The sequence below is a fragment of the Micromonospora aurantiaca ATCC 27029 genome, assembly GCF_000145235.1.
GTDB lineage: Bacteria > Actinomycetota > Actinomycetes > Mycobacteriales > Micromonosporaceae > Micromonospora > Micromonospora aurantiaca.
This window is the reverse complement of record NC_014391.1, coordinates 3,739,596-3,758,863: the sequence shown is the minus strand read 5'-3', so window position 1 is coordinate 3,758,863 and position 19,268 is coordinate 3,739,596. Positions and strand designations below refer to the sequence as shown.

Annotated in this window: 15 protein-coding genes; 8 read left to right on the top strand and 7 right to left on the bottom strand. The window is 74.2% G+C overall.

Annotation, left to right across the window (positions count from 1 at the left end; genetic code table 11):
* Positions 1 to 80: 80 nt before the first annotated feature.
* Complete coding sequence (locus MICAU_RS16665) at positions 81 to 1,289, bottom strand: hypothetical protein (RefSeq protein ID WP_244879612.1); 1,209 nt, start codon at positions 1,287 to 1,289, stop codon at positions 81 to 83.
* A gap of 153 nt (positions 1,290 to 1,442) precedes the next feature.
* Here MICAU_RS16665 and MICAU_RS16660 point away from each other — a divergent pair, with 153 nt between their 5' ends.
* From MICAU_RS16660 to MICAU_RS16640, 5 genes are all read left to right on the top strand, one after another.
* Positions 1,443 to 2,384 (top strand): diacylglycerol/lipid kinase family protein, encoded by a 942-nt coding sequence (locus MICAU_RS16660; RefSeq protein ID WP_013286499.1) that lies wholly within the window; start codon positions 1,443 to 1,445, stop codon positions 2,382 to 2,384.
* A gap of 29 nt (positions 2,385 to 2,413) precedes the next feature.
* Positions 2,414 to 3,184 carry a hypothetical protein gene (locus MICAU_RS16655; RefSeq protein WP_013286498.1) on the top strand — a complete coding sequence of 257 codons (771 nt, stop codon included), beginning with the start codon at positions 2,414 to 2,416 and terminating at the stop codon, positions 3,182 to 3,184.
* 46 nt (positions 3,185 to 3,230) lie between these two features.
* A complete protein-coding gene (locus MICAU_RS16650; protein WP_013286497.1) occupies positions 3,231 to 6,026 on the top strand; it encodes an FAD-binding and (Fe-S)-binding domain-containing protein in 2,796 nt (931 codons plus the stop codon).
* A 563-nt stretch (positions 6,027 to 6,589) separates the two neighbouring features.
* Positions 6,590 to 7,453, top strand: a complete 864-nt coding sequence (locus MICAU_RS16645) for an SDR family NAD(P)-dependent oxidoreductase (protein ID WP_013286496.1) — start codon at positions 6,590 to 6,592, stop codon at positions 7,451 to 7,453.
* 45 nt (positions 7,454 to 7,498) lie between these two features.
* Complete coding sequence (locus MICAU_RS16640) at positions 7,499 to 7,879, top strand: VOC family protein (RefSeq protein WP_013286495.1); 381 nt, start codon at positions 7,499 to 7,501, stop codon at positions 7,877 to 7,879.
* A gap of 57 nt (positions 7,880 to 7,936) precedes the next feature.
* On the opposite strand, the gene MICAU_RS16635 is transcribed toward MICAU_RS16640, so the two are convergent.
* A complete protein-coding gene (locus MICAU_RS16635) occupies positions 7,937 to 10,951 on the bottom strand; it encodes a glycosyl hydrolase (RefSeq protein ID WP_013286494.1) in 3,015 nt (1,004 codons plus the stop codon).
* 261 nt (positions 10,952 to 11,212) lie between these two features.
* Positions 11,213 to 11,590, bottom strand: a complete 378-nt coding sequence (locus tag MICAU_RS16630; protein ID WP_013286493.1) for a hypothetical protein — start codon at positions 11,588 to 11,590, stop codon at positions 11,213 to 11,215.
* Positions 11,591 to 11,686: 96 nt separating this feature from the next.
* On the opposite strand from MICAU_RS16630, the gene MICAU_RS16625 reads away from it, so the two are divergent.
* Positions 11,687 to 12,307: an L-threonylcarbamoyladenylate synthase gene (locus tag MICAU_RS16625; RefSeq protein ID WP_013286492.1), complete on the top strand. Its 621-nt coding sequence runs from the start codon at positions 11,687 to 11,689 to the stop codon at positions 12,305 to 12,307.
* Between the two features lie 76 nt (positions 12,308 to 12,383).
* Positions 12,384 to 13,958, top strand: a complete 1,575-nt coding sequence (locus tag MICAU_RS16620) for a Na+/H+ antiporter (protein ID WP_174361717.1) — start codon at positions 12,384 to 12,386, stop codon at positions 13,956 to 13,958.
* 44 nt (positions 13,959 to 14,002) lie between these two features.
* On the opposite strand, the gene MICAU_RS16615 is transcribed toward MICAU_RS16620, so the two are convergent.
* A complete protein-coding gene (locus MICAU_RS16615; protein ID WP_013286490.1) occupies positions 14,003 to 14,935 on the bottom strand; it encodes an NHL repeat-containing protein in 933 nt (310 codons plus the stop codon).
* A 115-nt stretch (positions 14,936 to 15,050) separates the two neighbouring features.
* Positions 15,051 to 16,496 carry a glycoside hydrolase family 10 protein gene (locus MICAU_RS16610; protein WP_013286489.1) on the bottom strand — a complete coding sequence of 482 codons (1,446 nt, stop codon included), beginning with the start codon at positions 16,494 to 16,496 and terminating at the stop codon, positions 15,051 to 15,053.
* A 382-nt stretch (positions 16,497 to 16,878) separates the two neighbouring features.
* Between MICAU_RS16610 and MICAU_RS16605 the strand changes: the two genes are divergently transcribed.
* Positions 16,879 to 17,724: a S1 family peptidase gene (locus MICAU_RS16605; protein WP_013286488.1), complete on the top strand. Its 846-nt coding sequence runs from the start codon at positions 16,879 to 16,881 to the stop codon at positions 17,722 to 17,724.
* A gap of 50 nt (positions 17,725 to 17,774) precedes the next feature.
* Here the strand turns inward: MICAU_RS16605 and MICAU_RS16600 are convergent, their stop codons facing one another.
* Entirely contained in the window at positions 17,775 to 18,107 is a 333-nt protein-coding gene (locus MICAU_RS16600) for a putative quinol monooxygenase (RefSeq protein WP_013286487.1), read from the bottom strand.
* 40 nt (positions 18,108 to 18,147) lie between these two features.
* A complete protein-coding gene (locus MICAU_RS16595; RefSeq protein ID WP_013286486.1) occupies positions 18,148 to 19,110 on the bottom strand; it encodes a hypothetical protein in 963 nt (320 codons plus the stop codon).
* Positions 19,111 to 19,268: the final 158 nt, after the last annotated feature.

Here is a 19,268-nt window from a genome sequence, read left to right as displayed (position 1 = left end):
CGACGGCGCCGCCGCGGCATGCGGCAGTCGGGCGGGACACGCCCGTGCTCCGGATCGGAGGTGGTGCCTGTGGAGTCCGCTCAGGCAGGTCTGGTGCCGGGGCGCGACGTGCGCGACGGCGGCAGCGGGTCGGCCGACGGTCGCGCGTACCCGTGGGTCAGCGTCGGCAGTCGCCAGCGGTTCGCGTCCGCGTCGGCGGCCTCGCTGTGCACCGCGCCGCCGCCGTGGGTGACGCCGTCGAGCGGCAGCGGCAGGGCGGGTGTGGTCGTGACGTGCGCGGCCGGACCGACGGTCGCCGGTGCCCGGCTGCGTACGGGCTCGACCCACCGCGTGCCGACGACGGTGAGGCTGCGCGCCGCCGGGGCGGCGAGGACCGGCCCGCCGAGGCGGGGCGGCGTGTCGTGCGCACGCTCGGGAGCCGGTGCCGGCGTCGCGGCCGGGTCGGCCGGGACGATCGGGGCGCCGGGAGCGGCCGGGCCGGGCACGGGCTCGCCGGGCGCCGGGGGCGAGCCGGGGTCCGGCCCGGCCGGCGGGTCGATCAGATCGGTCACCGGGCTGAGCGGATCGAGCACCGGATCCAGCGGGTCGAGTACCGGTTCCAGGCCCCGCCAGACCGGGCCGAGGATCGGGCGCAACGGCTCCACGACCGGGGCCAGCACGTCCGCCACCGGGTCGAGCACGCCCGCCCTCAGCGGGTCGGTGACCGGGCGCAGGCCCTCCGCGACCGGCGCGAGCACGTGGTCGCGTACCGGGTCGGTGACCGGGCGCAGGCCGTCGGTGACGGGCGTGAGCACGTGGTCGTGTACCGGCGTCACCACCGCGTCGACCACCCGGCCGGTGACCGGCGCCGCGGGGGCCGGCTGGGCCTTCGGCCGGCCCGTGCCGGGCAACGGCGTTCCGGACGCGGGCGTGCCGGGCTTCGGCGCGGTCGCGTCAGGTGCGGGCACCGGCGCGGCGGAGTCGGACGCAGGCGCGGGTGCGGCGGGGCCGGGTGCGGCGGTGCCGGGAGCAGGCGCGGGCGCGGCGGGCGTCGCCGGCTCCGCCGCGGCGTCACCGGATCCGGTGGAGGGCGCGGCGCCCGTTCCGGACGTGGGCAGGCCGAGCACCGTTCCGAGCGTGTGGGTGAGCACCCCGACGGTGGCGGTGAGCGGGCCGGACGGCTCGCGGTCGGCGGCGTGGGCGGCCGAGCCGGATGCGACCTCGTGGGCGCCCCAGACGACCGCCACGGCACCGAGCAGCAGGCCGAGGCGCAGCGTGCAGCGCGCCATCCACCCGGTCCGTTCCGACATCCCGCACCCTTCGGATCCACGCCCGGCGGCACCGATCGACGCCCCGCACTGTACCCAACGTGGCGGCCCGGGCACAGTACGCCGTCGATCCGTGTCGGGCGCGTCGCGCCGGGCGCAGGCGTGGGATCCGCGGCGTCCGGGTACCAGCCGGCCATGGACACGCGCACGGCCGAACGCCCGGACACCACCCCCGCCCCCGCCGCGCCCCCGGCCGGTGTGATCGCTGTCGTCGCCCACCGGAAGAAGACGTTCGGGGGTGGGCTCGACGAGCTGCGCTCCCGGCTCGTCGCCGCCGGGGTCGGGCGGCTGCTCTGGTACGAGGTGCCCAAGAGCCGCAAGGCGCCCAAGCGGGTGCGCGCGGCCCTGGACGAGGGCGCCGAGCTGGTGCTGGTGTGGGGCGGCGACGGCATGGTGCAGCGGTGCGCCGACGCGCTCGCGGGCAGCGGCGTGCCGATGGGCATCCTGCCCGCCGGCACGGCCAACCTGTTCGCGGTGAACCTGGGCATCCCGGTCGACCTGCCGGAGGCGGTACGCATCGCGCTGCACGGCCGCCGGCGCGAGCTGGACCTGGGCCGGATCAACGGCGAGCACTTCGCGGTGATGGCCGGCGCCGGGTTCGACGGCGACCTGATCCGTGACGCCGACCGGCAGCTCAAGGGCCGGTTCGGCCGGATCGCGTACGTCTGGACCGGGCTGCGGCACGTGCGCGGCGAGTGCGTACGGACCCGGATCCGGGTCGACGGCGCCGACTGGTTCGACGACGAGGCGAGCTGCGTGTTGTTCGGCAACGTCGGCACCATCACCGGCGGCATCCCGGCCTTCGACGACGCCCGCCCGGACGACGGAGCGCTGGAGGTCGGCGTGTCCACCGCCAGCGGCGCGGTGGACTGGGCGCGCACGCTGGGCCGGATGGCCGCCGGGCGTTCCGAGGAGTCGCCGTTCGTGCGGATCACCCGGGGTCGCAAGATCAAGGTCCGGTTCGACGCGCCGAAGACGTACGAGCTGGACGGCGGCGCCCGGGGCAAGGCGAAACGGCTCAAGGTGAAGGTGGTGCCGGGTGCGCTGACCGTGTGCTGTCCCGACCCGGCGGACTGACCGCGCCCGGGCCGGGGCAGGATGCCGGAATGCGCGACGACATCCGCGACTACCTGGCCGAAGTGGTCCGCCGCTCCCGGGACGTGCTCGGTGAGGACCTGGTCGGCGCGTACGCGGCCGGCTCGGTCGGGCTGGGCGCGTACCAGCCGGGCCGCAGCGACGTGGACGTGGCGCTGGTGGCCGCCGGGCCGATGCCGGAGCCGGACAAGCGCCTGCTCGTGAACCGGCTGCAGCACGAGTTGCTGCCCTGCCCGGCGCGCGGCCTGGAACTGGTCGTCTACCGCCGCGACGTGGCCGCCTCCGGCACCCCGGAGCCGGGCTTCGAGGTCGAGCTGAACACCGGTGCCACCATGCCGTTCCGCGCCACCTACGACCCGGCCGACCGGCCCGCCGCCGACGGGCGGTTCTGGTACGCGCTGGACCGCAGCATCCTGCGCCAGTCCGGCCGGACGCTACTCGGCCCGCCCGCCGCCGACGTGTTCGCCGACCCGTCCCCGGAGGCGCTGCGGGCGCTGCTTGCGGACGCGCTGCGCTGGTGGCTGGCGCTGCCCACGCCACCCGGCGACGAACCGGCCCCCGGCGCGGAGGACGCGGTGCTCGGCGCCTGCCGGGCGCTGGTGCGCATCCGCGACGGCGTCTGGCTGGGCAAGGTCGACGCCGGGCTGCGGGTGGCCGCCGACGACCCGGACGCCGCGCTGATCCGCGCCTCGATCGCGGCCCGCCGGGGCGGCACGCCGCCGCCCGGCCCGGCTGCCCGCGCGTTCCAGCGGCGGGTGCTGGACCGGATCACCGCGCGGTGAGCCCCGCCGTGCGTGACTACTGTGAGCCGGGGGAGGTGCGGTGATCATGACGAAGCTGAGCGCGTCCACGCGGGCCGGGCTGGAGTCGGTGGTGCCCGGCGGCGTGACGACCCGGGCCGCGGACCGGCTGCGGATGGCCCACGACGCCTCGCACTACCTGCTGCACCCCGGCGCGGTGATCACGCCGGCCGACGCCGGTCAGGTGGCGGCGCTGCTCGCGTACGGGCGCCGCACCGGCACCGCGCTGACGTTCCGCTCCGGCGGCACCAGCCTCAGCGGCCAGGCGGTCACCGACGGGCTGCTCGTCGACGTGCGGCGGCACTTCCGCGATCTGACGGTGCTCGACGACGGGCGGCGGGTACGGGTGCAGCCCGGGGTGGTGCTGCGGCAGGTGAACGCGCGCCTCGCGTCGTACGGCCGCAAACTCGGCCCCGACCCGGCCAGCGAGTCCGCCTGCACGGTCGGCGGCGTGGTCGCCAACAACTCCAGCGGCATGACCTGCGGAACCGAGTTCAACACGTACCGGACGCTGGAGTCGCTGGTCCTCGCCCTGCCCGGCGGCACCGTGCTGGACACCGGCGCCCCGGACGCCGACGCCCGGCTGCGCGCCGCCGAACCGGACCTGCACGCCGGGCTGCTGCGGCTGCGCGACCGGGTACGCGGCAATCCCGACTCGGTGCGCCGCATCCGCGCCCAGTACGCCATGAAGAACACCATGGGGTACGGCGTGAACGCGTTCCTCGACCACGACGACCCGGCCGACCTGCTCACCCGGCTCGTGGTGGGCAGTGAGGGCACGCTCGCGTTCGTCGCCTCGGCGACGTTCCGCACCGTACCCGTGCACCGGCACGCCGCGACCGGCCTGCTGGTCTTCGACACCCTGGGCGCGGCGATGGCCGCCATGCCGGCGCTGGTGGCCGCCGGGCCGGCGGCGATCGAGTTGCTCGACGCCGCCGCCCTGCGGGTCGCCCAGCGCGACCCGAAGGCGGACGCGACGCTGCGCGGCCTGGCCGTGCGCGGGCACGCCGCGCTGCTCGCCGAGTGGCAGGAGTCCGACCCGGCGGCGCTCGCCGACCGGGTCGCAGACGCCGGACCGGTGCTGTCCGGCCTGCCGCTGAGCGCCCCGGCCCGGCTCAGCGGAGAGCCGGCCGCCCGCGCCGCGCTGTGGCACATCCGCAAGGGCCTGTACGCGGCCGTGGCGGGCGCCCGCCCGTCCGGCACCACGGCGCTGCTGGAGGACATCGCCGTCCCGGTCGAGGCGCTCGCCGGCACCTGCGCGTCGCTCGCCGACCTGTTCGAGCGGCACCGGTACGCCGACAGCGTGATCTTCGGCCACGCCAAGGACGGCAACCTGCACTTCATGCTCAACGAGCGGTTCGACGGCGGCGAGGCCCCGGCGCGCTACGCCGACTTCACCGAGGAGATGGTCGACCTGGTGCTCGGCCACGGCGGCACGCTCAAGGCAGAGCACGGCACCGGCCGGGTGATGGCCCCCTACGTGCGCCGCCAGTTCGGTGACGAGCTGTACGAGGTGATGCGCGAGCTGAAGACGCTCTGCGACCCGGACGGCGTGCTGAACCCGGGCGTGCTGCTCAGCGACGACCCGGAGATCCACATGCGGCACCTCAAGACCGTGCCGGCGGTGGAGGAGGAGGTGGACCGCTGCGTCGAGTGCGGCTACTGCGAGCCGGTCTGCCCCAGCCGTGATCTCACCACCACGCCCCGGCAGCGCATCGTGCTGCGCCGGGAGATCGCCGCCGCGCAGGCCGCCGGAGACACCGCGCTGGCCCGGGAGCTGACCGACGACTACGACTACGACGCGGTGCAGACGTGCGCGGTCGACGGCATGTGCGCCACCGCCTGCCCGGTGCTGATCAACACCGGTGACCTGGTCAAGCGGCTGCGCGCGCAGGAGCACGGCCGGACGGCGGGGACCGCCTGGCGCGGCGCGGCCCGCCGCTGGGGCGCCACCACCCGGGGCATGGCCCGGGGACTCGACCTGGCCGGGGCGCTGCCGCCCGCGCTGCCCGAGGCCGCCACCCGGGCCGCCCGCGCGGTGCTCGGCGCGGACCGGGTGCCGCGGTGGCAGCGGGACCTGCCGCGCGGCGGCGCCCCGCGCCGCCCCCACCCGGCCGACGACCCCGACGCGGTGTTCGTCCCGTCCTGCCTGGGCACGCTGTTCGCCCCGGCGCAGGGTGGCACCGGCGTGGCCGCCGCGCTGCTCACGCTCGCCGAGCGGGCCGGCGTACGCCTGCTCGTGCCGGACGGCATCGGTGACCTGTGCTGCGGCACCCCCTGGTCGTCGAAGGGCCTCACCGACGGCTACCGGTCGGTCCGCGACCGCGTGCCCCCGGTGCTGCGCGCCGCGAGCCGCGACGGCGCGCTGCCGGTGGTCAGCGACGCCGCGTCCTGCACCGAGGGCTTCGAACGGCTGCTCGACGGCGCCGGGGACGTGCGGGTCGTGGACGCGGTCGCGTACACCGCCGGCACGCTGCTGCCCCGGCTGACGGTGCGCCGCCGGATCGGTTCGCTCGCGCTGCACCCGACCTGCTCGTCGGTCCGGCTCGGCCTGGACGACGCGCTGCTCACCGTGGCCCGCGCGGTCGCCGACGAGGTGGTGGTCCCGGAGGGCTGGCAGTGCTGCGGCTTCGCCGGCGACCGGGGTCTGCTGCATCCGGAGCTGACCGCGTCGGCCACCCGGGCCGAGGCCGCCGCCGTCGCGGCACGGCCCTTCGACGGGTACGCCTCGGTGAACCGCACCTGCGAGATCGGGCTGGCGCGGGCCACCGGGCAGCCGTACCGGCACCTGCTGGAGCTGCTGGCCGAGGTGACCGCGCCGTAGCGGTCCGGTCCTCCAAGATCGACACGAGTTCGGGGAAGTGGTGGGGTCGGGCCGGGTCTGAAGGCGCCACTTCCCGATGGTGGTGTTGATCTTGGGTGCCTTGGCCTGGGCTTTGGCCGGGTGGCTCGCTTCTCATGCAGGGGATACCGCCGCTTCGGCGAGGTGGTGTCGGCCTTTGGTGGCGTGGGGTGCCGGGCGTGGGCAGGTCATACGTGATCGACACCAGTTCGGGGGAGTGGTGGGGTCCGGGTGGGTTGGATGTGGCCACTTCCCCGTACTGGTGTTGATCTTGACCTCGGTCGGGTGTCGGTTGCTCGCGTGATCGACACCAGTTCAGGGGAGTGGTGGGGTCCGGGTGGGTTGGATGTGACCACCTCCCCGTGCTGGCGTTGACCTTGGATCGGCGGGTGCACGTGGGGTGCGTGCTTGACGCCAACTCCGGGAGGTGGCTGGTTCTGTCCAGCGGTGAGCTGGGCGGGCGTACGGGGATCTCGATTGCAGGCGGGGCGATGGCGGCAGGGCTTACGGTGCGAGAGGGGGGAGTCCACGGGAGGGGTGACGCGGTGGCGGGGGTGTTGTCGGGGCGGGTCGCTGTGGTCACCGGCGCCGCGCGGGGGATCGGCCGGGCCGCGGCGGTGGCGCTGGCCGAGGCGGGCGCGGACGTGGCCGGGATGGACGTCGCCGGGCCGGTCAGCCCGATCCTGGACCTGCCGCCCGCTACCCCGGAGGACCTGGCCGAGACCGGCCGGCGGGTGACGGCGGCGGGCGCCCGCTGGTCGGCGCACGTGGCCGATCAGCGCGACATCGGCGCGGTACGCGCTGTCGCCGAGGCGGTGGAACGCGAGCACGGCGGCGTGGACGTGCTGTTCGCCAACGCCGGCATCCAGGCGTTCGCGCCGCTGCTGGAGATGACCGACCGGCACTGGCACGACCAGATCGACGTGAACCTCACCGGCGCCGCGAACGTGCTGCGGGCCTTCGCGCCGCTGCTGGTACGTCGCGGCGGCGGCCGGATCGTGGTCACCTCGTCCACCCAGGGGCAGCACGGCACCACGAACGGGTCCGCGTACTCGGCGTCCAAGTGGGGACTGATCGGGCTGGTCAAGTCCGCCGCGCTGGAACTCGGGCCGCACGGCGTGACGGTGAACGCGGTGATCCCGGGCCTGGTCGACACCGCCCTGACCCGGCACCGGGACCGGTACGTCCAGGCGCTCGTCGAGGCGGGCAAGCCGGCCTCCGGTGACCTGGCTCAGGTGGAGGACGCCGCGATTCAGGCGCTGCGGTCGAAGACGCCGCTCGGCGTGCCGTGGGTGGAGCCGGAGGACGTGGCGCCGCTGGTGGTGTTCCTCGCCTCCGACGCCGCGCGGATGGTCAGCGGCACGTCGTTCGCCGCGACGGCCGGCGACAGCGCCCACGTGACCGCCTGACCTCGCCGGGCTGCCGCTGCCGGCGGTCGTGGCTAGGCTCGGGCGATGCATCGATCGAGGTTGTACGCCCTGATCATCGACGCGCCGCAGGACGAGGCGGGGGAGTGCGCCGCGTTCTGGTCCGCCGCGCTCGGCGCGAGCCTGCGCACCGATCCGGCCGAACCGGAGTTCACCGGCCTGGCCGACGTCGTGCCGGGGCTGGTCACCGCCGTGCAGTCGGTCGACGACGCGCCCCGTCATCATCTCGACATCGAGACCGACGACGTGGCCGCCGAGGTGGAGCGGCTGTGCGGGCTGGGCGCCACGCCGGTGTCCCGCTGGCTCGACTGCCACGTGCTGCGCGCGCCGGGCGGGCACCTGCTCTGCGTCATCCCGGTGGCCGGCGACAGCGAGGTGTTCGAGGCCACCGCGACCCGCTGGCCGTGAACCGGTAGGCACGAGCCGGCGCCCCGGCCGCGCGGGCCGGGGCGCCGGAACCGTGGGTCAGGAGCCGTACGGCAGCGTGACCGTCGAGGCGTTGCCGACGCCGAGGATCGTGGGCGCGCCACCGATGGCGTTCCACACCTCGACGCGTACCGTGCCGCCGGACAGGTTGCCCAGCGTGCCGGTGGCCGAGAGCAGGCCCTGGGTCTGCCGGTAGCGCTCCGCAACCGGGATCGGATCGGTGGCGAAGTACCGGTAGGTCTCCACCCGCTCGACGCTGCCGTTGCCGGTCAGGTCGTACGAGACCCGGATCTGGACGCCGTTGCCGATCGCGGTCCCCGCGTCGACGGCCAGGTCGAAGGCGGTCGCCCCGCCGGTGTACGTGCCGGTCAGCCCGGTGGCGGTGAACACCTGCGGGTTGGCCGGTGTGCCGTCGGAGTTGCCGTTCGCCGCCGCCACGTTCACCGTGCCGGCGGTGCCGGCGCTGCCGTCCAGCCCGCCGCCCGTACGCAGGTAGCGGACCGGTGTCAGCGGGGTGCCGGTACTCGGAGTGGGGCTGGCGGTGGTCGGCGTCGGCGTCGGCGTCGGGCTGGCCGTGGTCGGCGTCGGACTGGCGGTCGTCGGGGTCGGCGTCGGCGTCGAGGTCGGCGGCGGACCGGTCGGCACGGTCACGCCGCCGGTGGCGTCGCCGCCGCTCCACGCGTACGCCCCGGAGGTGGCCGTCCTCCCGGCCGGCACGGTGAGCGTGGTGCCGTTGGAGAACGTGACTGTGAGCGGCCGGGCGGTGATGTTCGACGCCACGTAGGTGCGGGCGCCGTTCTTGACGAACACCTTCGCCAGCGGGTGGTTCGCGGTGACCGTGGTGTCCACGGTGCCGAGCGCGGCGAGGTTGCGGATCCAGTGGAACGTGTGCGCCTTGCTCTCACCTTCCTCGCTGGTGAACCCGCTGTTCGCCCGGAAGTTGCGCAGCGCCTGCTCGCCGTCGCCGAGGGCCAGGAACTCCCAGATGATGTCCTGCCACACGGTCGGCGGGCCGCCCTTGTTGGTGACCAGCTCGGCGTAGTTGGCCTTGACGTACTCGGGGTGGTCGCCCAGGTAGAGGTGACCGCCGGTGATCGGCAGCATGTTGATGCCCTGGATCATCTCCGGCGCGGAGGAGAACCAGGTCGCGTACGCCCCGCCGTCGCCCCACACCATGCCGACCGTCTTGTGCCCGAACGCGGCCGGGAAGTTCTGGTCGTACACGTCGAACCAGTACTCGGAGATGGCCGCCGACTGCGTGGTCCACAGGTAGACCCCGGCGTCACGGACGGCGGTGTCGCCGGTGGCCTGACCCCACTGGATCAGCGCGTTGGCGAAGTTCATCCCCTCCGAGGAGGACTCCTGGTTGTTGCCGGCGAAGAACGGCGCCAGCCCGGAGGCCCAGTCGTGCCCGGCGTAGATGTCGAAGTCCCGCAGGTAGGGGAAGCGGCTGTCGGCGCGGTCGTAGTTGTTGGCGTCGCGGATGAGCAGGTCGATCATGCCGCCGTAGCGGCTGTCGTCGGCCCAGCCCGGGTCGAACTTGGCGACAGTGGCGGCGGCGGCGATGAAGTAGCCGTAGTGGAAGTGGTGGTCGTTGAGGTCCTCGTCGGAGCCGTACGAGGCCGGGTAGCCGATCAGCGTGCCCCAGTTGCGGTCGTAGTAGAACAGCTGGCTGGTCTCGCCCGAGCCGGCGGTGAGCCAGTTGGTCAGCCGGTTCTTCATCGCGGTCACCGCCGCGTCGCGGACCGGGGTCTGCCCGAGCTGGTCGGCGATCTCGGCGATCCGGGCGGCCCGGCCGAGTCCCTTGCCCGCCCAGTAGGTGTCCCGGCCGCTGACGCCCTCCGGGTTGCCCTGCTCGGCGTTGAGGTAGCCGGTGACGGTGGCCAGGTCCGCGCCGCTGGAGTCGCCGACGGCGGGCACCTCGGGCAGCACACCGGTGAAACGCATCGTGGTGGTGAACGACGGCACGCCGGTGAGCACCCGCATGGCGCCGCGCGCCGAGACGTACGTCGGGGTGATCGGGGTGGCGCCGGTGAGGCTGCGCCACTGGTGCGGGTAGAGCGCCACCACTGTCTTCGTCTCGCTGCCCTCGCGGGGCGTGGTGGTGAACGCGTACGTGGTGCGCACCGTTCCCGCCGACGGGTCGTACGTGTAGCTCATCCGGGTGCCGGTGACGTGGGCGTGGGCGTACCGGCCGTAGGTGTCGGCCAGGGCGGCCCGGTCGCCGCCGCCGGGCAGCACCGCGACCGAGAAGTACCCCTTGCCGGCCAGCGTCGAGCTGATGCCGGCGCCGTTGACGGTCCAGGTCGCGCCGGTCGGTGCGTACGCGACGTAGTCGTGGCCGTTGACAGTGAAGCCGATGGTGGCGCCGGAGTTGCGCCACACGGTGGGCGTCGCGGTGGCGGTGAGCTGCGCGGTGCCGCCGCTGACCGTGTAGTAGCTGAACGGCAGCCCGTGGCCGATGGTGGCGCGCATGGTGCGGCTGCCGTCGCTCCAGTCGGCGGTGACCGTCCAGTCGCTCCAGTCGGCGGCCTTGACGACCGGCGCGGACAGTCCGGGCATCCCGACGCGGACGTCCTCGCCGTACGGGTAGTGGAACTCGCCGACGCCGGTCGCGGTGCCGCTGATGGCCGGGGTGGTGGTGTACGACAGGCCGAGCCCGTTGTTCTCGGCCTTGAACGCCAGCGGGTGGGCGTGCAGGTTCTCGCTGCCGGCGCAGTTGTTGCGCTTCCAGATCAGCGACGACCACCAGTCGTTGGTGGGGATGGCGCCGGCGGGCGCGTCGGGGGTGGTGAAGATGCGCGGGTTGGTGCTGATCGCGCCGCAGCCCTTGGGCAGCTGGGCGCCGGGCGGCAGCGTCTCGGTGTAGCTGCCCGCGCCGACGGCGCCGGCGGTGGCCGTGCCGCCGCCGCCGGCCACGGCGCCCAGCAGGCCGGCGGCGAGCACGGACGCGGCGACGAGGGCGGTCGCCCGCAGACCGCGACGGCGGGCCGGGGACGGGACGGGCGCGGTCGGGGGTACGGGGTCGGGGGAGAAGTCCCGCAGGAGGTTCATGGAGGTCCCCTTCACGAGGAGAAGGCGGGGTACGAAATGGTGTTCCGGCAGTCGTGAGAGCGCTCTCTTGAGAAGGGACAGTAAGGTTCGGGTTACGGCTCCGTCAATGTCTTGTTACCAAAGAGAGCGCTCTCCCGTGCTCACGGAAGGCCCTCCGGTCACCTCGCGAAGCGCCCTGACCAGCGTCGACGGCCCGCACGAAGCGCCGCCCCCGACCGAGGCGGCCGGGGGCGGCGCGAGGACGCGTACGCCTACGCTGAGTCAGGCGGCGGTGGCGGCGAGACTCCGCACGTCGGTGCGTGCCGCAGCCGTGCCCGGCTCACCGGCGGCACCGGCTCGACCGGCGCCCGGCTGCCCGGCGACCGGCTGTCCGGCGACCGGCCGCGACGCGGACTGCGGCGAGCCGGCGGACTGCCGGGGCGCGGCGGGCTGCCGCGGCGTCCGGGCGGCGCTCAGCCCCGCCTGCGCGTTGTTCCAGGCCGCGCACGGCCACGCCGCCCCGACGCAGCTCGGGCTGGTGCAGACGCGCTCGGCGTCCGGCTGGTGCGCGTCGGCCACCGCGGCGGCCAGGTCCCACAGCAGCGGATCGGTCACCTCCGCGGGGCGGTCGGCGACGCGGTCTGTGCTGGCTTCGGACATGATTCGGTCCCCCTGTCGTGAACGGCCCCCACCTGTTTCCGGAAACCGCCCCGGCCAAACCTGCGCCCGCCCGGGCGTGGACATAGGCTGGCCGGCGTGGCGAGGTACTACGACCTGCATCCGGACAACCCCCAGCCCCGCGTGATCCGGCAGGTGGTGGACCTGCTGCGCGCCGACGGGGTGATCGCCTACCCGACCGACTCCTGCTACGCGCTCGGCTGCCGGATCGGCAACCGCGACGGCGTGGAGCGGATCCGGGAGATCCGGCGGCTCGACGACCGGCACCCGTTCACCCTGATGTGCGCCGACTTCGCCCAGCTCGGCCAGTTCGTCAAGCTCAGCAACGCGGTCTTCCGGCAGGTCAAGTCCGTCATCCCGGGCAGCTACACCTTCCTGCTGCCGGCCACCGCCGAGGTGCCCCGCCGGTTGCAGGACCCGCGGCGCCGGGTGGTCGGGGCGCGCGTACCCCGGCACACCGTGACCCAGGCGCTGCTCGCCGAACTCGGCGAGCCGCTGCTGACCAGCACGCTGCTGCTGCCCGGCGAGGACGAGCCGATGACCCAGGGCTGGGAGATCAAGGAACGGCTCGACCACCTCGTCGACGCCGTGGTCGACGCCGGGGACTGCGGGCTGGAGCCGACCACAGTGGTCGACCTGTCCGGCCCCGAGCCGGAGATCCTGCGCCGCGGCGCCGGCGACCCGGCCCGCTTCGAGTAACGATCACCCGTTCCGCCCCGCCGGGCCGCCGCCGTAGGGCACCGTGATCCCCGGCGGACGGTGACGGGGGTACGGCGTGGAAGCACTCGTGCTGATCACGGTGCTGGGTGCCACCGTGCTCGTCGGCACCACCATCGGCGGTCGCTACAGCGTCGCGCCGCCGGTCCTGCTGATCGCGATGGGCGCGCTGATCGGCCTGCTGCCGCCGTTCGAAAACCTGATCCTCGAACCCGAGGTCGTGCTGGTGCTGTTCCTTCCGGCGATCCTCTACCGGGAGAGTCTGGTCATCAGCCTCCGCGAGATCCGGGCCAACCTCACGGTGATCGTCGGGCTCGCCGTCGTGCTGGTGATCGTCACGATGGTCGCCGTCGCGTACACCGCGCAGGCCCTCGGCGTACAGCCGGCCGCCGCGTGGGTGCTCGGGGCCGTCCTGGCGCCGACCGACGCCGCCGCCGTGGCCGGCCTGGCCAAACGGATGCCGCGCGGCATCCTCACCACGCTGCGCGCGGAGAGCCTGGTCAACGACGGTACGGCGCTCGTGCTGTTCGCGGTGGCGGCGGGCGTGGTCGCGGGCGGTACGGTGCCCGGTGCGCTGACGCTCAGCGGCGAGTTCGTCGGCAAGTCGGCCGGCGGGGTGGCCGCGGGCCTGCTCGTCGGCGCGGTCGTGGTGCTGATCCGCAAGCACGTGGACGACCCGATGCGCGAGGGCGGGCTGAGCATCCTCACCCCGTTCGTCGCGTTCCTGCTCGCCGACGCGGTGCACGCCAGCGGGGTGCTCGCGGTGGTCGTGTCCGGGCTGCTGCTGTCGTACGCCGCGCCCCGGGTGATCCGGGCCCGTTCCCGGGTCACCGCGTTCGCGTTCTGGGACCTCTCCACCTTCATGATCAACGGTGGGCTGTTCGTACTGCTCGGCACGCAGGTGCCGCGCTCGCTGCGCAGCATCACCAGCCACTCGCCGACCGCGTCGCTCGGCATCGCGGTGCTCGTCGCAGCGGTCGTGGTGGCGATCCGCCTGCTCTGGGTGCACCTGTCGGTGTCGGCGCTGCAACGGGTGGACCGGCGGGAGTCGAGCCGGGCGCGGCACTTCGACGGCCGGATGCGTACCGCCGTGGGCTGGGCCGGGTTCCGGGGCGCCGTCTCGCTCGCCGCGGCGCTCGCCGTGCCGGTCGCCATGCACGACGGGAGCCCGGTACGCGAACGTGACCTGATCATCTTCGTCACCGTCGTGGTGATCGTGCTGATCATGCTGGTGCAGGGCACCACGTTGCCCGCGGTCGTGAGCTGGGCCGGCCTGACCGGCGACCGGGAACGCGACGAGGAGGTGCGCTGGGCCCGGATCCGGGCCACCGAGGCGGCACTGGAGGCGCTGCCCCGGGCCGCCAGCGACGTGGGCGCCACCCAGGACACCGTGGACCGGTTGCGCGCCGACTACGAGGACCACCTGGCCGACGCCCGCGACCCGGGTGGCGAGGACGCGGAGGCGGAGCGGGAGATGGCCCGCCGGCTGCGGCTTCGGGTGCTCGACCACAAGCGGCAGGAGATCACCCGGCTGCGCAACACCAGGCAGATCGACGACGCGGTGCTGCGGCAGCTCCAGGCGGCCATCGACATCGAGGAGATCCGGCTGCTCGGCCCGGAGATGGAGGAGTGAGCGACGCCGCCTGCGCCGGACGTCCGGCGCGGGCGGCGGCCCGCTCAGCGTGCGTCGACGGCGACAGCCGTGTACGGGGTGGCCGGCGTCGGCGGGGTGGAGAACCGGGCGTTGGGCAGGTAGAGCCGCCCGAGGGCGCTGGCGACGGTGGTCGGCACGTCGAAGTCCGGATCGGTGAGCACCCGGCGCAGCACACCGGTGGTGCCGGCGCGGTTCAGCTCGACCACGGCGACCTGGTTGAGCCGGTTCTGCACCACGTACAGCGTGCGGCCGAGCAGCAGCAGGCCGTCGCCGTTGACGAACGTGCTCCCCGGCACGTCGACGGTGGTGGTGACGCCGGTGGCCGGGTCCACCCGGAACAGCGTGCCGGTGTTCGACTGCACGACGATCAGCGCCCGCCCGTCCGGCGTGGGCGCGATGCCGTTGAGGTTGATGCCGGTGCCGGTCTGCTGGAAGTCGCCGGTCAGCGGCAGCGTGGTGAAGCCGTCGGCGGGCGGCAGCGTGCCACCGCGCCCCAGCGGCAGGCGGTACAGCATCGGCCGGTTCGAGTCGGTGAACCAGGCGGCGTCGCGGGTGAGCGCCACGTCGTTGACGAACGTCGGCGCGTCGGCGAACCGGTAGCTCGCGAGCACGGCGCCGGTGCGCGTGTCGATCACCCGGGCGTCACCGGCGGTGCCACCGGCCACGAACAGCCGGCCCCGCGGGTCGACCTTCAGGCCGAGCGAGGGGGTGCCGGTGGCGGGGCTGACCTGCCGGCCCGCTCCGGTGATGAGGTCGGCGCGGTAGATCTCGCCGGTGGCCCGCGACCCGAACCAGGCGTACCGGCCGGCGGCGGCGACGCCCTCCGGCTGGAAGCCGTCGGGCAGCGCGATGACGCTCGGGCGGCGGTCGTGGGCGGTGGCGGGGGCCGGGGCGGCGGTGGTGACGAGGGCGGCGGTCAGGGCGACGCCGAGGGCGGTCCTGATGCGTCGGTTCACTGTGGTCCTTCCGGCGAAACGGTGGAACAGGACCTACCCCACTGTACGGTCGCGGGCTGCTGCCCGCCCTCGACGCGACCCGGCACGGTGGCCCCGTGCCGGGTCGCGTCGACTGTCAGCCGGCCGCGCAGGCCGGCGTGCCGGAGGGCGCGGTACCCGTGCCCTGGAAGCCGAACTCGGTGGTGCCACCGGCACCGACCTGGCGGTTGTAGTCCACGTTGCGGAAGGTCACCGCACCGCTGGTGCCGCTGGCCTGGGCGCTCCAGGTGTTCGTGATCGCCGAGCCCGAGGGCACTGTCAGCGACACGGCCCAGCCGTTGAGTCCGGAGGAGCCCGCGGTGATGCGGACGTTGGTGACGAAGCCGCCCGGCCACTGGTTGACGGTGAACGTGGCGGTGCAGGCGCCGGTCGGCGGGGGAGTCGTGGGCGGCGCGCTGGTCGGCGGCGTGCTGGTGGGCGGCGCCGAGGTGGGCGGCGTGCTGGTCGGCGGCGCGGTGGTAGGCGGCGGGGTGCCGCCCTCGTTGAGCGCGTTCAGCACGGCGGTGTACGCCTGCTTCTTGTTGCCGCTGCCGTCGAACAGCAGCGGGGTGCCGCTGGCCCGCCAGGAGTCGGTGTCCCGGATGCCCCAGACCGTGATGCCGTTGCAGCGCGGCACGGCCAGGCAGTCCCGGGTCACGTTGCCGTACGTGGTGGCCTGGCTGCTGCCCGAACCCTCGATGTCCAGCTCGGTGATCTGCACGTCGACGCCGAGCGCGGCGAAGTTCTGCAGCGTGGTGCGGTAGTTGCTCGGGTACGGCGACCCGCTGTTGAAGTGCGACTGGAGACCGACGCAGTCGATCGGCACGCCCCGGGACTTGAAGTCCCGCACCATGTTGTAGACCGCCTGGGTCTTGGCCCACGACCAGTTGTCGGTGTTGTAGTCGTTGTAGCAGAGCTTGGCGCCCGGATCGGCGGCGCGGGCGGCACGGAACGCGGCCTCGATCCAGTCGCTTCCGGTGCGCTCCAGGTTGGAGTTGCGGCGGGCGCCGCTGTTGCCGTCGTCGAACGCCTCGTTCACCACGTCCCAGGAGTGGATCTTGCCCCGGTAGTGGGTGGCGACCTGGGTGACGTGGTTGAGCATCGCCTGGCGCAGCGCGCTGCCGGACATGTTCTGCGCCCAGCCGGGCTGCTGCGAGTGCCAGGCCAGCGCGTGTCCGCGTACCCGCATGCCGTTGGCCTGGGCGTGCGCGACGAGCCGGTCGCCGCTGCTGAAGTTGAACTGGTTCTGGGACGGCTCGGTGGCGTCCCACTTCATCTCGTTCTCGGCGGTGACCATGTTGAACTCGCGGTTCAGGATGCCGACATACGTGCTGTCGGACAACTTGTTCACCGCCACCGCCGTGCCGAAGTACCGGCCCTGCTCCGCCGCCGACGCGCCGAGCGTCGTACCGGCGCTGGCGCTGGTCGCCGCCGCTATCGTGGCGGCGACCACCGCGGCCCCCGCCACCATCGCGACCACAGCGGTCCGCGGGCGTGACCGGGCTGCCGCGCTCCCGCTGCCGCGGGCGAGCACCTTGTCCATCTGAACGCCTCTCTAGCCTGTCAATGGGATCGGCTCGCCTCGGCCACCGCCCGCCACGATGTCGGCTCCGCGCGGCCGCCCGGTGGCCGCGCCAGGTGGGGGAGTGGATCCCCGGCACATCGTGAGTGGATCGAAGCGAATCTCTGCCCGGAGCCTACCGGAAGCGTTCCGAAAACTTAATCACCTCGATATGTCGACATCGGGGCACGCGGCGCCGGGCGAACGGGCGGAATCCCGGGCGGGGGCGGTAGGCGGGCACGCGCGTACCGCCCGGCGCGGCTCCGGAAGTTTCGGGGAGCGCCGGTTCTGCCGGTTGAGTCGATCGCGTCGCCGGGCCGATGCTTGACGAATCGACCGTAGACGATGGAGGAGGTCCTGGAGGATGCGCCGACCCGCGCTCGTCGTACTCGTCCTCGCCGCCCTGCTCGCCGGCACCCCGGCGGTTGCCCGGGCCGGCGCCGCCGCACCGCCGCCCGAGCCCGCCGCGCTCGCCGCGATCCGCACGCCCGGCACCGCCTGGGGGCACGACCCGGCCACCGGCCGGCTGACAGTCACCGCCGACGACACGGTACGCGGGCGCGAGCTGGCCGCGTTGCGCCGGACCGCCGACCGGGCCGGCGCGGTGCTGCGCCACGAACCCGGGCGGCTGCGCACGCTCATCGCCGGCGGTCAGGCGATCCACGGCGGCGGCGGGCGCTGCTCACTGGGCGCGAACGTGCGCAGCGGCGCCACCTGGTACTTCGTGACCGCCGGGCACTGCACCCGCCTCGCCGCCACCTGGTACGCCGACAGCGCCCGCACCACGGTGCTGGGCAGCCGGACCGGCAGCAGCTTCCCCGGCAACGACTACGGCGTGGTCCGCTACACCGGCACCGTCGCCCACCCGAGCGCGATCCACACCTACCCGGGGCAGGTCACCGTCACCGCCGCGGGCAGCGCGTACGTCGGGCAGGCGGTCTGCCGCAGCGGGGCCACCACGGGCGTGCGGTGCGGCACCGTCACCGGGCTGAACGCGACTGTCAACTACGCCGAGGGCAGCGTCACCGGGCTCATCCGCACGAACATCTGCGCCGAACCGGGCGACAGCGGCGGCCCGCTCTACGTGGCGGCGACCGGCACCGTCATCGGCGTCCTGTCCGGCGGCAGCGGCAACTGCGCGAGCGGCGGCACCAGCTACTACCAGCCGATCCTGGAGATCCTCGCCGCGTACGGCCTGACCATCCCCTGACCGGCCGCGCGGGCGGCACGACCGCCGCCCGCGCCGGACCGGTCACCCGGTCAGGCGTCGCCCGGCACCGCCATCTCGCCCAGGCGCGACCAGTCCTGCTGCGGCACCGTCATGTTGACGATCCGGGGCGTCTCGGCCAGGTGCGGCGGCAACGTGCGCTGGGCGGTCCGGAAGTGCTCCGACTGCACGTGCGCGGCGCCCGCCTCGTCGTCCCGGAACGCCTCGACCAGCACGTACTCGGTCGGGTCGTCCAGGCTGCGGGACCAGTCGAACCACAGGCAGCCGGGCTCGGCCCGGGTCGCGGCGGTGAAGTCGGCGGCGATCTGCGGCCAGCGGTCGGCGTCCTCCGGGCGGACCCGGAACTTGGCGGTAATGAAGATCATGGGATCAGGCTACCCAGGGCCGGCGGCCACCCGCGCGGCATCAGCTCTTGGCCGCCGGGCCGAGCAGCTCGGCCGCCCGCCGGTCGGCGAACGCGGTGACCGCCTGCTGCCCGGCACCGAACACGATCGCCAGGCCCAGCAGCGCGGCGGTGCTGCTCACGCTGGTCTCCACCAGGCCGCCGATGACCAGCATGATGCCGACCACCGCGACCAGCGGGCCGACGGCGAGCTTGAGCAGCCCCTGCTGGAACGGCAGCTTGTAGGGCAGCCCGCCGGACCGGGAGGTGATCATCGACGGCAGCGCGCTGAGGAACGCCCCGAGGGCCCCGGCGATCAGCACGAAGAACAACAGCCGCCAGGCCGGTACGCCACCGGCGTCGGTCGGCGCCTCCAGCAGCCGGACGTCGTGGCTGAGCCACTGCACCAGCACCACCAGGACCTCCGCCAGCAGCGCGAACACCGACAGGCCCAGCATCCGGTTGCGCAGCCGGCGCGCCGACTCGTGGAACTCGTCGGACGCCGAGTGGTAGCGCAGCAGCAGCGCCTGCACCCGGGCGCGCAGCAGCGCCTCGGACGGGGCGCCGGCCGACGGGTCGAGGTCGGTGAGCACCTTGTCGTCGGCGGGCAGCACCTGCGCCGCCGCGCTGCGGTACGCGGGCAGCAGCCCGGTCAGCTCGTCCGCGGAGCGCAGCGCCACCATGGCCCGCTCCACCGAGTGGATCGTCTGCCACGCGTACTCCAGGTTGCCGCCGCGCAACCACTCGACCACGCCGCTGCGTCCGAGCACCACCTCCACCCGGGACAGCTGCGCGCGCAGCGCCTCGGCCCGCTCGGGGTCGCGCGGGGACAGCACCGCGAGCTGCTGGTACAGGTCGTCGAGCTTGGTCCGTACGCGGACCTGCCACACCGCACCGGGAACCGACGCGGCGGGCCGGGACGGCCCGCCCTCCGGCGCGTTCCGGGGCTCGGGTATGGCCTCCGGCTGGGTCTCCTGCTCGATCATCGTGCCCCACCTCTTTCCCCCCACGCCGCGCGGACCTGCTATCAGTATTCGCAGGTCAGGGCCATAATGGCTAGAGCACACCGGACAGTCGACCCGGCTCGCGAGGTGCGGGATCCGGCCCGACGGACGAGGCCGCAGCCGTCGGGCGGTCGGTAGCC

What these genes read in the sequence shown, in the direction of transcription:
- MICAU_RS16665 (WP_244879612.1), bottom strand. Translation starts at nt 1,289, where the DNA reads ATGTCGGAACGGACCGGGTGGATGGCGCGCTGCACGCTGCGCCTCGGC.
- MICAU_RS16660 (WP_013286499.1), top strand. Translation starts at nt 1,443, where the DNA reads ATGGACACGCGCACGGCCGAACGCCCGGACACCACCCCCGCCCCCGCC.
- MICAU_RS16655 (WP_013286498.1), top strand. Translation starts at nt 2,414, where the DNA reads ATGCGCGACGACATCCGCGACTACCTGGCCGAAGTGGTCCGCCGCTCC.
- MICAU_RS16650 (WP_013286497.1), top strand. Translation starts at nt 3,231, where the DNA reads ATGACGAAGCTGAGCGCGTCCACGCGGGCCGGGCTGGAGTCGGTGGTG.
- MICAU_RS16640 (WP_013286495.1), top strand. Translation starts at nt 7,499, where the DNA reads ATGCATCGATCGAGGTTGTACGCCCTGATCATCGACGCGCCGCAGGAC.
- MICAU_RS16635 (WP_013286494.1), bottom strand. Translation starts at nt 10,951, where the DNA reads ATGAACCTCCTGCGGGACTTCTCCCCCGACCCCGTACCCCCGACCGCG.
- MICAU_RS16630 (WP_013286493.1), bottom strand. Translation starts at nt 11,590, where the DNA reads ATGTCCGAAGCCAGCACAGACCGCGTCGCCGACCGCCCCGCGGAGGTG.
- MICAU_RS16610 (WP_013286489.1), bottom strand. Translation starts at nt 16,496, where the DNA reads ATGGACAAGGTGCTCGCCCGCGGCAGCGGGAGCGCGGCAGCCCGGTCA.
- MICAU_RS16605 (WP_013286488.1), top strand. Translation starts at nt 16,879, where the DNA reads ATGCGCCGACCCGCGCTCGTCGTACTCGTCCTCGCCGCCCTGCTCGCC.
- MICAU_RS16600 (WP_013286487.1), bottom strand. Translation starts at nt 18,107, where the DNA reads ATGATCTTCATTACCGCCAAGTTCCGGGTCCGCCCGGAGGACGCCGAC.
- MICAU_RS16595 (WP_013286486.1), bottom strand. Translation starts at nt 19,110, where the DNA reads ATGATCGAGCAGGAGACCCAGCCGGAGGCCATACCCGAGCCCCGGAAC.